Here is a 13,801-nt window from a genome sequence, read left to right on the forward strand (position 1 = left end):
CATTATTTCATAACACTACACCCCTTTAACACACTGTCCATCAATTAGTTACAGACAATGTTAACAGAAATATAACAATGGCCGACTCTGTGTTACGAGCAGATCAATGACCGGCTTTTCATTCGCGCATAAAGCGCAGGGCTTTCACCCGATCGCCATCGGTGAAGCGAAGCAGGTACTGTCCTTTCATCAGGTCGTAAATGGGCAGGTCGAGCCAGAAAAGGCCCTGCCGATGACGCATCTCCTGCGAGGAACTCACTTGACGCCCCCATAGATCGACGATCCCGACGGTAACCTGCGAGGCGCCCGGCCGGACGTATCGGATATAGAGCGTCTGAACGGCCGGGTTCGGGTACGCCACCAGCACGCTGTCGGCCTGATCGAACGACAGCAGCGAATCGGGCAGGGACGTGACGCCCGCCCACGACGACCACCGCACGGGCTTCTCGTCGGACCAGCCGCTGCACTGCTGCTGCGACACTTTCAGCCGATACGTACCTGGCTCATCGACCAACAGCCACTGCCTGTTTGCATTGGACAGAGGTTGGCTGCCTTTGTACCAGGCATACCGAAACTGATCGCCCGTGGGTCCCTGCAAGCGAACGGTGGCGCCACCGGGTATCAGAATGGTATTGTCGGCGGGCAGGATACGTACCTGATCCAGCGTAGCCGGGCGGGCCGTCACTTCCTGCGAAAAGGTGCGGCACCCCTGTTGCGTGAGTTGAGCCCGGTACTGCCCCGCCTGACTAACCGTCAGCGTCTGACTCGTGGCGTTGGCAATCAGTTGCCCATTTCGTAGCCAGTTGACGGTTATGCCTTTACCCGTTTCGACAGTGGCCACTAGTTGGGCCGGTGCCTGTTCGGGGCAGAGGTAGACCGTTTGGGCGGGCGTAAGCTGCACGGTTGGAGCCGCCACCGACACCCTGACGGGTGCACTCAGGCCTACGCAGCCATTCCGGTCGGTAAAGCGCACGTTGTACAGCCCGGCTGTTGACACGGCACAGACGGACGTCGTAGCTTGAGCGATGGGCTGGTTATCGCGCAGCCATTCATAGCGCAAGCCGGGCAGATCGTCGGCTTGCAGGCTGAAGGTAGCTCCCGCGCAGATAAGCGTGTCGGCCGGGGTGAGCAGGGGCCGTTGTGGCAACGTGCACGGGCTGTGCTTGCGCCCACTCACAAGCAGCGAAAAGGGCTGTACGCCGTTCTGCAACGTGTTTTTGTGACTAACCCGAATCGTGTAGGTTTGCCCAGCAACGGGGTTGGGGATATAGACCTGCTCGACGTTGTCGCGGACGTTATCGCCACGGGTGGCCACATCGGCGGGGCGGTCTGGGTTCAGCACGAAGGGCAGCACCGTTTGGTTGCCCAGGGTTACGCGCACGTCGAGGTCATTGATGAGCTTGGGCGTACGGCGGTTGAGGGCCTGCGGGGTTAGCGTCGTCACGCTGCCTTCGGGGTCGGTCCAGCAGAGGGTGATCGTAAGCGGCTCGCCCCCCTGCGCTACCGCCGTTGTGGTCCAGCTTTGCCCCTGCACCAGGCGCTGCTCGGTGATCTGGTGCGCCTGATTGGCATTCTGAATAACGGCCGCTGCAGCTTCGGTATTCAGTAGGCCCCACCCCTGCCGGTAGTCGGGACCATTGGCAGGCGCCAGGCGGTCGGCGGTATGGATGGCCAACCCTCGCACTGTCGCTGCCAGCAAAAAGCGCCCGTTAGTCTGGCGGGCAACGAGTTCTTGCAACAACAGCAATGAACCCGTCACGTTGGCCGCCGCCATCGACGTACCTGTGCTCAGGCCATAGGCCGATGTATTGGTCGATACCGTTGAATACACATCCGTTCCGATGCCCAACAGGTCGGGTTTGATTCGTCCGTCGTCGGTGGGGCCCCAGCCACTGTAGGGCGACGACGCCAAGTGAATCAACCGGTTGTCATCGTCGAGCGTTACGTCGGCGGCACCGATGGTCAGCACGTTTTTGGCCGTTGCTTCCCCCGGAATTACGTCGTAGGCATCATTGCGATTGCGGGGCAGGCGACTCTGCTGATTGGTGTTATTGAGGTAATAGGGCGTGTTGGCGGGTGGCCCCGTCTCCGACCGCTTGTTATCGGCCGACCGCACCATCAGGTATGTCGGGTTCTGGTAAGCGATGTGGTCAATTCGTTGGGCGGTGGTATTGTAGTAGCCAAAGAGGTAATCTTCGCTGTTACTGACGGCGTCATTTCCCCACCACTCCCATTTCTGGTTTGGGTCGGTGCCGGGCCGGTCCAGGTTCAGCACCCAGCCCGACAGCGGGCCGTAGGCATGTACAGAAAGTAACAGATTTGGCGCGGCGGTGGTCAGTTCGGTTAGGTCGTTGGTGTAATCCCACACCTGAAGGTTGGCGTTATAGGCCATACCCCGCGCTTTGGGGTCGATACCGGACGCCACCAACGTACCGGCAAGGTGCGTCGCGTGGTCGTTCAACTGGCTGGCGGTGTTGCGCATCTGCACCCGTCCGGTCAGCTCACGGTGAGTCGTCAGCACGCCGCCGCCATCCCACAAGCCTAGTTTTCCCGACACAAAAGCGCTCTGACCGCTCAGCGACAGCCCCGTGGCGTTTCGGCCATACAGCGGCTGGGTACGTGTGCCGGTGGCCGCTTCGACATTGTGAAGCCTGATTGGACGCGGTAAAGCCGGTTGAGCCCAGGCCGATGTGCCCATGACGCCGCTAAACACCAACAGGCGCCGGACAAGAGCCATTGACCAGTGAGCCGTTTTGGCCCAACACCCAATGGCCCCGCTCCGACGCCCGGTTATCTCCATTCAACTGTGTTTTATTGTTTCAGCACTGCTTTGACCGCCAGCGGCTTCGTGGGATCATGCAGTATCTGAACAAAAAACATACCAGCGGGTAGGTTAGCCAGCTCCAGAATGACCTGGTATTTCGAGCCCTGTTGAGCCATTAGCTGTTGTTGCTGCAGAGCCCCCCGTACATCGAGCAGCCGCACGGTTGGTGTCGTGGCTGAGGCCGCTGCGTCGATTTCAACCGTCAGCCGGTTAGCCGTTGGGTTAGGGAACACCCGCAGACTCGCACTCAGCGCGGGTTCGACGGCCAGGATGGTCACGAAGGTTTCGGCCGACGTAGCCTCGCCGCAACCACCCACGTTGGCCCGTACCGAGTAGCGCCCCGTTTGCGTCGCTACGTAGGTCTGGCTCGTTGCCCCGGCAATCGGCACGCCGGCCAGTAACCACTGGTTCCCCGTCAGGGCATTGGACGACAGCACGTTTCCGCTTTGCGCAACCGTGGGCTGCTGGGCAGGACGGACAGTTACGGCGATGGCCGACGATGAAATGGGCGAACAACTACTGATGAGTTGTAACGAGTAGCTGCCCGCTTCGGAGGCCGCGTAGGTCAAACTCGTGGCGCCAGCAATAGGCTGCCCGTCGCGTAGCCATTGATAACCAAACGTTTCGCCGGCTACGGCCGTCGTGGCAGTGCCCAGCAACGTCACGGCCCCACCCTGGCAAACCGAGGTGCTGCCGATAGCCGAGGCTCTGACCGTTGGCGCTGGCCGCACCGACGGCGTCACGGCTACGCGTTGGGCCGAGGGACAATCGAGCGGGCGCAGTTGCATGTCATAGAAGTAATACCAGGCGGTTCGCAGGGTATCCATTACACCCGTGGCCTGCTGAAAGAGCGAACCTTTTGAACTGGCAATCACATCGCCCGACTGGCTACGTAGCTGATAAGGAAACGAAAAGCCCGCCGTAGCCGAGTTGCTGCGGAAGATAGTGACGCCCTCTTCGTATTCGATCGCGATTTTGTAATCGCCCGGCTCGGGAATCGACAGGTTGAGCGGATAAACCGCGCCCTGATCGTTGGGGTCGTTGGCCTGTTGCCCACCCGCTATCGTGGCCGAAGCGGGCAACGTACGGGTCGCCTGCACGTCGAGCGTAACGCTGGAGATCACGGTTTCGTCGAAGCGGCGTACCGAGAACGTCAATCGCCCCGCCGCACCGGTGTAGATCCGTGCCCGATCGATCCGCAGCGGCACGTTGGTCGAGATAAGCGGCTGCGGGCCGAAGTTACCCGCGTAGCTGCCTCCCTGGAAATCGGTTTTGCTCACCGGCCCCAACCGCCCGGCAAAGTCGTTCAGGCTGGCGTAAACCGTGGGGCGGCTGGCAATGCTGGTTCGGTTACCGGCGGCCAGCAACGTACCGCCAACAGCAGCATCGTACCAGAACGCCGTGCCCTGACCCGTGTTCTGCAATTGCAGGGCCGGGTCGCCCGTGCAGGTCACCGCGGCGAAATTGCCGACCAACGAACTGGCCCCTACGGTGCGGGTTTCGGTGAAGCTGTTGTTCGTCGTATCCTGATCACTCGGTAGCTGGATACGCGTGGTGAACCGATACGTCTGTCCCGGCAACAGCGTCACCGACGTGGGTAGCGTAAACGCCAGTTGAGTGTCGCGGTAGGCGCGCAGTTGCGTGATGGTGGAGTTGAAGGTCGCGACGGGCTGATTATCGCGTGTTACGGTCACCGTCACGGGCAGGTTGGCTTGGTCATTTCCGCCCAGGTTGCGCACCCGTACCGATACCGTTTCGGTGCCAGCGCAAAGCGGACTGGCCGAGGGCAGCGTCGTGACGGCCACATCATTCTGCGACCGGATGATGCGCAGCAGGTAGTCCTGCGTTTCGCCCGCGCCATAATTACCGCAGGGTTGCACGGCGTTGGCATCGGCCGTTTCGACCACCACAATGCGCAGCCGCACAATCGAGCCCGCCGTTACGCTGGCCGGCGCCGTAAGGCTCCCGACGAACGTACCCGGCCCGGTCAGGACTGTCGACGTACCCAGCAGCTCACCCGCGTCGGTAAACGATCCGTTGGCGTTCCAGTCGGCAAACGTTTTTACCACCACCGACCGCGCCGCGCCGCAGGTGCCGGTCGTGACGGTGATGGGCACTGGCTGACTCGGCTGCACCTCGGCTACGGTTGTTGCGCTCGTAAAATCGGTGTAGGTGGTGCAGCCCGTCGCCCCCGCCTGATCGACATTGGCAAACTGAACGCGGGCAATCTTGCTATCACCCGACGACGAGGCCGCCGACGCGCAATAGGCCACGCCACCCGCGCCACTTATTACCAGCCCATAATCCTGGGCGTTATTGCGGAGCGTGCCTTTATGGCTGATCGTGAGCACGTAGGTACGTCCCGGCACCGGGTTAGCGACGTATACCTGCTCGACGTTGTCGCGGATGTTGTCGCCACGGGTAGCGGCGCTTGCCGGATTTTCGGGGTCAAGTACCCAGGGCGAAGTGGTCGTTGTGCCATCCGCCAGGCGAAGATCCAGGTCGTTGACCAGCTTGGGGGTGCGGTCGTTGATCCGGGCAGCACCCGTCTGAGCGGTGCCTTCGGGATCGGTCCAGGCGATGGTCGCTACGAGTGGCCCCCGCCCCGACGCCACCACCGACAGCGAGTAGGTTGCCCCCTGCGCCAGTGTCCGTTCATCGAGCACATGGGTGCGTTCGGCGTTGCGAATCACCTGCGCCGCTTTTTCTACGTTCAGCAGCCCCCAGCCAAAGCGGTAATCGGGACCGGGCGCGTCACCCGCCTCATCGGCCGTGTGCAACACCAATGCTTTCAGGGTGCTGGCCCGCATCACTTTGCTGGCGTTCAGCGACGCGAAATATTCCTGTAACAGCAACAGCGACCCCGACACATTGGGCGACGACATCGACGTGCCGCTCTCGGTCCCATACGCAAACGATGCCGACGACACGGTCGAGGTTACGTTGACGCCCATCCCCACAATGTCGGGCTTGATACGGCCATCGTCGGTGGGCCCCCAACTGCTAAACGAAGCAATGCTAACGTCGCCCGGCCGATTGTAGCCGTTGCTCAGCCGCGACACCGCCCCGACGGTCAGAATGTTCTTGGCGTTGCCGTAGGTCGGAATGTTGTCGTAACCAACCTGCGTTTCGCGGGGCGTCGTACTCCGGCGGCTGCTGTGTTGTACCAGAAAATACGCCTCCCCCGCCGGGGGGCCGCCCTCAGCGTGGTTGTTACCAGCCGATTTGGTGATCAGGTAATAAGGGGCGGCTGCCGCCACGACATCCCAGGCGCGAGCCGTGTTGTCGTATTGTCCGAATTTGAAATCCTGGGTGGCGCTCAGGGTTGTATCGCCCCACCACTCCCATTTGTTGGTTGTCGTGCGCGACGAATTGTAGCGCCAGCCCGCAATGCTGCCGTACGAGTGGTTGGACAGGAGCAGATTCTGGCCCGCGCCGGTCATTTCCGATACATCACTGCTGGCATCCCAGGCTTTGAGGTTCGCGCCGCTCGCCATGCCCCGCACCAGCGGATTCAGCCCGGCGGCCACCAGTGTGCCGCCCACGTGGGTGGCGTGGTTAACGTCGTCGGCTTCCCGGTCGATACTGCTGGTAATATCCTGCTGCACTACCCGGCCCTGAAACTCGGGATGCCCCGTGTAGGTCGCCGCAATTTCCCACATGCCCAGCCGGTCTTTCACCGAGGCCGAACCACCCCGCAGATTCACGCCGAGGCTGCCCCCACTGTAGAGGCTGGTGGTGCGGGTGGTTTCGGCCGCGCGTACGTTGGTAAAGGAGATATCGTAGAGCAGATTGCCCGTGATTTCGTCAATCCCGCGCAGGATCTGCACGTGACCGTTACCAGCCGGCTCTATGGCCTGGCGACCACGTTGGGTAGCCACGGTAAGGGCTCTCTGGTAATTACTGGTTTGTTCCTGTGATAGCGTCTGTTGAAGAGCTTGAAGGCGACTGCGTTGTGCCGCGCTGTATTGGGGCAGCGGTTGTGCCAGCACCGAACTGCTCAGGAAAGCCAGCAGCCCGGCAAGCCGGTAAAATTGAGTCATACAAGAAGTTGATAGTTAACGAATCACCTATATAAACAAAGCTACTTTGCATACGTCAAACCACCGCGAACCGTTGTCGGCACGCCACAACTTTATTATCAGGTTTAGCAAAGGCAGCCACAAGATAATCGACTGCTTATGTTGATTGAATCTAAATAAACTATAAATTTGATGTACTTTATCGACTATCATGCAACACGACACCGACAACGACGCTTTTCCGACCACGCTGATTGCGCTACCTTTAATCACCCGCAACGTACCTGACTGCGTATTTAAGACCTGTTGCAAAAAGTACAAGAAGGGGAAACGCTGCAAAAGCTGCCCTAAAAAATAGGCCAAACCGCCGATGCAACTAACTGCCAGTAGCCGGTCGTTAGCTTCGTATGCATCTGTATTTGCACATTCCCTTTTGCCGGCAGGCCTGCCATTACTGCGACTTCCATTTCAGCACCAATCAGCAACAGCGCCGGGCGGTGGTGGAGGCGATGGCGCGCGAAATCGACCTGCGGCATACGTACCTACCTGCCCAAACACCTCTCCAGACGGTCTATTTTGGCGGGGGTACCCCTTCCCTACTCACCGAAGCCGAGCTGACGTACCTGCTCGACGCCATTCACCGTCACTTCACCGTCGAGCCTGACGCCGAAATTACTCTTGAAGCCAACCCCGACGACCTGGCAGACGCGGCTCACCTGGCGATGCTCCGCCGCTACGTCAATCGATTAAGCATTGGTATTCAGACATTTGACGAAGCTACGTTGCGCTGGATGAACCGCGCTCACAACGCCGCCGAAGCCGAAGCCTGCGTGCCCCGCGCCCGCGACGCTGGTTTCGAGAACCTCAGCATTGACCTCATTTACGGTATTTCGGAGACGATCTGGCCCCGCGATCTGGATAAAGCGCTGGCGCTAGACGTACCTCACCTCTCGGCCTACAACCTCACCATTGAACCCGACACGGCCTTTGGACGCTGGATGGCTAAGGGTCGGCTGACGTCTGTCGATGAAGCGTTATCGGCCAACCAGTTTGCCGAACTGGTGACCGCCCTCAAGGCCGCTGGGTACGTGCATTACGAGATTTCCAACTTTGCCCGGCAGATCGGCTCCACCGTCCAATACGCCCGCCACAACACGGCCTACTGGCAACGCCGCCCCTACCTGGGCATCGGCCCCTCGGCCCACTCCTACGACATTCAAAGCCGTCAATACAATGTTGCTAACAATGCGCTGTACGTAAAGGCGCTGCATGAGGGCGCCGAGCTGACCGACGTACCCAGCGAACGCGAAGCGCTAACTCCCGCCGATCAGGTCAACGATTATTTGCTGACGGGCCTACGTACCCAGTGGGGTTGCCAGTTGAGCGAACTCGACGCGCTGCTCGGTGCGTCCTTCTCAGCCGAGCAGGCTACGACGTTGGCTCAGTTGACACAGACGGGCTGGCTCGTTCAAACAGAAAACAGCCTTACGCTCACCGAATCGGGCAAACTCTTCGCCGATCGCGTGGCGAGTGAGTTATTCGTAGGTTAAGTTTGTAACAATCCGGTTCGATTTTCTGGCTGCGGTATTCTGTTGTCGGCTATGGCCGAGAGGAGCCGGGCCCAAAGACCGTAGACGGAAAACAGTGAACAGCACCATACCATGCCGCCCGAAAAGCGCGTTAATCGCCTACGAACGCCTGCCCCCGACCCTCGGTTAACTCCGCCGCCTATGCCGCCCAGCAACCAGCCTGGCAACCGCCCCTATTCCGGCTCGTCACCATCGGGTCAGTCGCGCCGCGAATCGCCCCGAACGAAACCGTCGGGTACGTCGTCGGGGCTGTATAAGAGCGCGCTGGGTAAGGCGGTTCGGCAGCGGTGGCAGCAGACAAAGACCTACGTTCGGCGGCATCCCATGCTGGTGGTCGTTTACTGGTTTTTGGTTAAAACCATGCTGGTGCTATTCCTGGGTTCGGTGGCCTGGGTGGTTGTGCTGAAGTACGTTCCGGTTTGGTTTACACCCTTAACCATCAGCCGCAAGTGGGACGCGATGGGCACCGATCAGCCCAGTGAGATTCACAAAACCTGGCGGTCGTTCGATGAGATCAATAAGGAAGCCGCCCTGGCCGTCGTAGCCTCCGAAGATCAGCAGTTTCCGTACCACTGGGGGTTCGACTTCGACGAAATTCAGGATGCGATCCGCGAAAACCAGTACCGCAAACGGCCGCGTGGGGCCAGCACCATCTCGCAGCAGGTGGCCAAGAATGTGTTTCTCTGGACGGGCCGCAGCTACATCCGAAAGGGGCTCGAAGTGTACTTCACGGTGCTCATCGAACTGATCTGGGGCAAAAAACGCATTCTGGAAGTGTACCTGAACGTTGCCGAAACCGGCCCGATGACCTTCGGAGTCGAAGCCGCCTCTGAACGGTTCTATGGGCACTCGGCCAGCAGCCTAAGTCGCAGCGAAGCCGCCCGGATTGCCGCCGTGCTGCCCAATCCGAACAAGTTTTCGGTCAAGAATCCGTCGGCCTACATTCAGCGCCGCACCCGCCAGATCTCCCGGCAGATGCGCGCGCTGGGCGGCCAGAAATACATTCGAAACCTGTGATCGCGGCGGAGCCCGGCATGCGTCTCTACGGAACGTGCATCGTACCTTCGCAGCATGAAGTCACGCCATTCCGTCAATCGCGCTGGAAAACGTTCGGGTCCGGTTAGTAGCCACGCCAATTACGTTACACCTAAAAAAGCCTTGGGTCAGCATTTTCTGACCGATATGAGCGTTTCGCAGCGGATTGCCGACCTGCTCAGTGGCCACGCCGGTATCGACGGAGTGCCCTACAAACATGTGCTCGAAATTGGCCCTGGCACGGGCGTGCTGACTCAGTTTTTGCTCAAAGACAGTCGGTTTCAACTCGATGTGGTGGAGATCGACACCGAATCGGTCACGTACCTGAAGCGCAACGTACCTGAGTTGAACGGGCACATTATCGAAGGCGACTTTCTGCAAATGGACCCTACGCAGCTATACGGCGATTCGGCGGCTCCATTCGCGGTCATCGGTAATTTTCCGTACAACATTTCAAGCCAGATTTTCTTTAAAGTACTCGAGATGCGCGAGCAGGTGCCCGAGGTGGTGGGCATGTTGCAGCGTGAGGTGGCCCAACGGCTCGCCTCGGGACCAGGTAGCCGCGACTATGGTATTTTGAGCGTGTTCCTACAAGCCTGGTACGACGTCAAATACGAATTTACGGTGGGGCCGGAAGTGTTTAACCCGCCCCCCAAAGTGCATTCGGGCGTGATCAGTTGCCGCCGTAATAGCCGTACCGACCTGGGCTGCGATGAGCGTAAATTTACCAACGTGGTGAAACATGGGTTCAATCAGCGACGCAAAACGCTCCGCAATGCACTCAAACCCCTCGGTATTACGGAAGCAGCCGCCGCCAGCCCATTCATGGATAAACGCGCCGAACAACTCAGCGTGGCCGATTTCGTCGAATTGACGTTGCTGATGGAACGCGGATGAAGCGGACTTTGATGGATCGATACCACTTTTAGGCGCTTAGGCAACCTAGAAGCAACCTGCTGTGAAGCTGCTTTTCTGACTACCCGCATACGCCTTTCCATTCGCTTCATCCGCGTTCCCATTCTTTTCCATGACCTTCGAACTTACCAAAGAATACCTCGACCGGATTCAGACGGCAATCGACGCAGGCGACGAAACGACCCTTCGCGCCGACATGGACGAGCTGTATCCGGCCGATATTTCGGGGATTCTGTATGAACTGGACACGACTTCGGCCCGCTACCTGCTGAGTTTACTCGACAAAAACGTGGGTGCCGAGATTCTGGTGAACCTCGACGAGTCAATTCGGGATGGATTCATCGCGTCGTTTACATCGGAAGAGCTAGCCCCGTTTGTCGAGGAAATGGATTCCGATGATGCCGTTGACTTGCTCAACGAGCAGCCGGTGCAACTGCGCGAAGAGGTGATTGGCCTGCTCAACGACCGCGAACAGGCCCGGTTTATCATCGACCTGCTCCACTACGACGAAGACGTGGCCGGGGGCCTCATGCAGAAGGAGTTGGTTAAGATTCAAGTCGACACCAACGTCAATCAGTGCATCGAGGAGATCCGGCAGCAGGCCGAAAACGTGGAGAAAGTCTACGCCGTCTACGTGGTCGATGAAGCGGGCAAGTTGCTTGGCTTTGTGTCGCTGAAAAAGATCGTGCTGGCCCGGAAATACGCCAAAATTGCGGACATCTACGAGCAGGACGTAGTCGCTGTAGAAACCTACCGGCCCGTGACCGAGGTCGCTGAGATCATGCAGAAATATGACCTCGACGCGGTGCCCGTCGTGAACGTACAGGGCCGCCTTTTGGGCCGGATCACCATCGATGATATCGTCGACGTGATTACCGAACAGGCTGAAGACGACATTCAGGCGATTTCGGGTCTGTCGGGTGAAGTAGAGGAAGACGATACGCTCTGGGTACGTGCTAAAGCGCAGCTCCCTTGGCTGCTGGCCGGGGCCGTGGGTAGCTTGATGGCCGCCACGGTGATCAACGGTTTTCAGAGCGAACTGGGCAAGATTGCGGCTTTGGCGGCATTTATCCCCATTATCGGTTCGACGGGTGGCAACGTAGGCATTCAGACGGCCTCGCTCATCGTGCAGAGCCTTTCCGATTCATCGGGACTGACCTATTCCTTGGGGCAGCGGTTGCTCCGAACGCTCGTGCTGGCGCTGGTCAACGGTGCCGTAGTGGGCTTATTGGCGGGTTCCTACACGCTCCTGATCGGCGAACCTCGGCTGTTTTCTGTCGTGGGTCTTTCGCTGTTGAGCGTGGTGCTGCTGGCGTCGTTCATGGGTACCATTACGCCCTTGCTCCTCAACCGAATTGGCATCAACCCGGCGGTGGCGTCGGGGCCATTTATTACCACCGCCAATGACCTGATCGGCATCGGCGTGTACTTCCTGATTGCCGAATACCTGCTGGCTGAATTGTAACGTACCCTCCAGTCTCGTGCTCGTTTATCAAACACATACCACGCTACCACCCGAACCGCTGCTGAGTACGTTGCTCGACCTGCTCACGGCGGTATTCGCGAATCAGTCACGTGCAGAATGGCTCGACGACCTGACGCGCAAGGCTACGCACCCGGCTTTTCAGCTGCTACTGGCCCTTGATGGCCAACGGGTGGTAGGCTGCAAGATTGGGTATGAGTGGCAGTCGGGTACGTTTTATAGCTGGCTGGGAGGCGTCGATCCGGCCTGGCGCGGACGGGGTATCGCTGCCGAACTGATGTGCCGACAACATGACGCCTGCCGCCTCGCTGGGTACGTTACCATCCGCACGCACACCTACAACCAATGGCGGTCTATGCTGATCCTGAACATCCGGCATGGTTTCGACGTGGTTGGCACCCAACCCGGCAAACACGGGCTGACGATTATGCTGGAGAAGCCGCTACGCGGATAGAGCTGTCAGCGGATTTACAGCGCCTGCCGTAGGCCTTTCAGCTCACGAATCGACACTTTGAATGCGAGTGTGAGCGCCCCGTAAATACCGCCCCCGATGGCGATTTCAGCCAACGCATTCGCAATGCCTTCATGCCCGAAGAAGGCTTTGTAAACCGCAACCCCGCCAACCATCAGGATGCAGAACAGCAGTGGTCGTACGATGTTCCGCAGGAACGTACCCATAAACGACCCAACGAGGTAGTGAACGATGGCGAAGTTGACCAGCAGATTGAAGGCGGTTGCCAGCAGAAACGCGGTCGCGGCGCCCTTTACGCCGTATTCGCGCCCCAGCCAGTATACCAGCGGAATCTTGATTAGCAGGGTAGCGAGATTCAGGTAGAAGAGCAGGTTGGGCTTGCCTTTCGTAAACGCCAGCGTAAAGAGGGGGTGGCTCAGGCACATCAACGTACCCACGAACACGAAGATGTGAATCAGGTCGACGGTAGACTCCCAACCCGGCCCGTAAAGGAGCGGCACCACCGTATCAGCCGTAATGAACAGACCGGCCAACAGGGGCATGTTGCAGTAACTCAGGATGTCGAGGATTTTCAGATACGACCGTTTCAATTCGGCATTATTGTCCTGCATTTTAGCCAGCACCGGGTACGCCACCTGCAGGATAATCGGGTTGAGCTTGGTGATGGGGTACACGGCCAGTTGGTAGGCCAGTGTGTAGAAACCCAGCATCTCGTTGCCCAGAATAAACCCGATAAACAGGTTGTCGTAGTTAGACTGCACGAAGCCCAGAATGCCATCACCGAGCGTATACAGGCCAAACCGCAGGTGTTCGCGCACTTCGCGCAGGACCATCTGAAACCGGGGCACAAACAGCGGGTAACCCAGCAACACTTGTAGCGTTGTGCGCAGCGCCTGCCCAACCAGCTGCCCTATCACCAGCGACAGTTCGTGCATGCCCCGGAACGCCAGCACAAGCGTGGTGCCTGTACCGACTACCGTGCCGACAATGTCAATGATCGCGATGGTTCGGAACCGCAGTTCCTTTTCCATCAGAAATAAGTAAAGTTGCCCAATGTAGACGATCAAAAAATAGAACGACGACAGGTGCAATACCCGCTCCAGACGGGGCTCGTGGTTGTAGCTGGCAATAGTGGGGGCCGAAAACTGGAGTACGGTGAAGATCAACACGCCAAGACTGATGTTGAGCCAGTATAGGGTTGACAGCACCGTGCGATCGCTCTCCTGTTTGTAGATGATCGATCCCGAAAAACCAAGGTTAGTGAATAGCTGAAAGAAGGTGAGAATCAAGTTACTGAGGGCCACTAACCCAAATTCGGTAGGCGAGAGCAGCCGGGCCAGTACCGTCACCTGACCAAACTGAAAGACCGTTGAGATTACCGTCGCGATGGTAATCCACTTACCTCCATTCAGGGCTGCACTTTTTGTACTCATTTAAGAAAGGGGAATTGACCACTGTAGG

At 58.7% G+C, this 13,801-nt stretch carries 8 protein-coding genes; 5 read left to right on the forward strand and 3 right to left on the reverse strand.

Annotated features, from left to right (window positions below; translation table 11 throughout):
- Positions 1-118: 118 nt before the first annotated feature.
- The gene (locus FAES_RS02135; protein ID WP_051054011.1) at positions 119-2,737 is read right to left on the reverse strand and encodes a S8 family peptidase; all 2,619 of its coding nucleotides are present in this window, start codon (positions 2,735-2,737) and stop codon (positions 119-121) included.
- 74 nt (positions 2,738-2,811) lie between these two features.
- Positions 2,812-6,867, reverse strand: a complete 4,056-nt coding sequence (locus FAES_RS02140; RefSeq protein WP_015329544.1) for a S8 family serine peptidase — start codon at positions 6,865-6,867, stop codon at positions 2,812-2,814.
- 386 nt (positions 6,868-7,253) lie between these two features.
- Here FAES_RS02140 and hemW point away from each other — a divergent pair, with 386 nt between their 5' ends.
- The 5 genes from hemW (at position 7,254) to FAES_RS02165 (ending at position 12,322) form a co-directional block, all read left to right on the forward strand.
- Positions 7,254-8,396, forward strand: a complete 1,143-nt coding sequence (hemW, locus tag FAES_RS02145) for a radical SAM family heme chaperone HemW (protein WP_015329546.1) — start codon at positions 7,254-7,256, stop codon at positions 8,394-8,396.
- A gap of 111 nt (positions 8,397-8,507) precedes the next feature.
- A complete protein-coding gene (gene mtgA, locus FAES_RS02150) occupies positions 8,508-9,452 on the forward strand; it encodes a monofunctional biosynthetic peptidoglycan transglycosylase (RefSeq protein WP_015329547.1) in 945 nt (314 codons plus the stop codon).
- A 54-nt stretch (positions 9,453-9,506) separates the two neighbouring features.
- Positions 9,507-10,367: a 16S rRNA (adenine(1518)-N(6)/adenine(1519)-N(6))-dimethyltransferase RsmA gene (gene rsmA, locus FAES_RS02155; RefSeq protein WP_015329548.1), complete on the forward strand. Its 861-nt coding sequence runs from the start codon at positions 9,507-9,509 to the stop codon at positions 10,365-10,367.
- 130 nt (positions 10,368-10,497) lie between these two features.
- Positions 10,498-11,850 carry a magnesium transporter gene (gene mgtE, locus FAES_RS02160; RefSeq protein WP_015329549.1) on the forward strand — a complete coding sequence of 451 codons (1,353 nt, stop codon included), beginning with the start codon at positions 10,498-10,500 and terminating at the stop codon, positions 11,848-11,850.
- Between the two features lie 16 nt (positions 11,851-11,866).
- Complete coding sequence (locus FAES_RS02165; RefSeq protein ID WP_041257392.1) at positions 11,867-12,322, forward strand: GNAT family N-acetyltransferase; 456 nt, start codon at positions 11,867-11,869, stop codon at positions 12,320-12,322.
- Positions 12,323-12,336: 14 nt separating this feature from the next.
- Here FAES_RS02165 and FAES_RS02170 read toward each other — a convergent pair whose 3' ends face one another.
- Positions 12,337-13,773 (reverse strand): MOP flippase family protein, encoded by a 1,437-nt coding sequence (locus FAES_RS02170; protein ID WP_015329551.1) that lies wholly within the window; start codon positions 13,771-13,773, stop codon positions 12,337-12,339.
- Positions 13,774-13,801 lie beyond the last annotated feature (28 nt).

The sequence above is a fragment of the Fibrella aestuarina BUZ 2 genome (assembly GCF_000331105.1).
GTDB classification, from domain to species: Bacteria; Bacteroidota; Bacteroidia; order Cytophagales; family Spirosomataceae; genus Fibrella; species Fibrella aestuarina.

Bases quoted from the DNA above. Each gene is read 5' to 3' on its own strand.
- FAES_RS02135 (WP_051054011.1), bottom strand. From the start codon at position 2,737: ATGGCTCTTGTCCGGCGCCTGTTGGTGTTTAGCGGCGTCATGGGCACA.
- FAES_RS02170 (WP_015329551.1), bottom strand. From the start codon at position 13,773: ATGAGTACAAAAAGTGCAGCCCTGAATGGAGGTAAGTGGATTACCATC.
- FAES_RS02140 (WP_015329544.1), bottom strand. From the start codon at position 6,867: ATGACTCAATTTTACCGGCTTGCCGGGCTGCTGGCTTTCCTGAGCAGT.
- mgtE (WP_015329549.1), top strand. From the start codon at position 10,498: ATGACCTTCGAACTTACCAAAGAATACCTCGACCGGATTCAGACGGCA.
- rsmA (WP_015329548.1), top strand. From the start codon at position 9,507: ATGAAGTCACGCCATTCCGTCAATCGCGCTGGAAAACGTTCGGGTCCG.
- mtgA (WP_015329547.1), top strand. From the start codon at position 8,508: ATGCCGCCCGAAAAGCGCGTTAATCGCCTACGAACGCCTGCCCCCGAC.
- hemW (WP_015329546.1), top strand. From the start codon at position 7,254: ATGCATCTGTATTTGCACATTCCCTTTTGCCGGCAGGCCTGCCATTAC.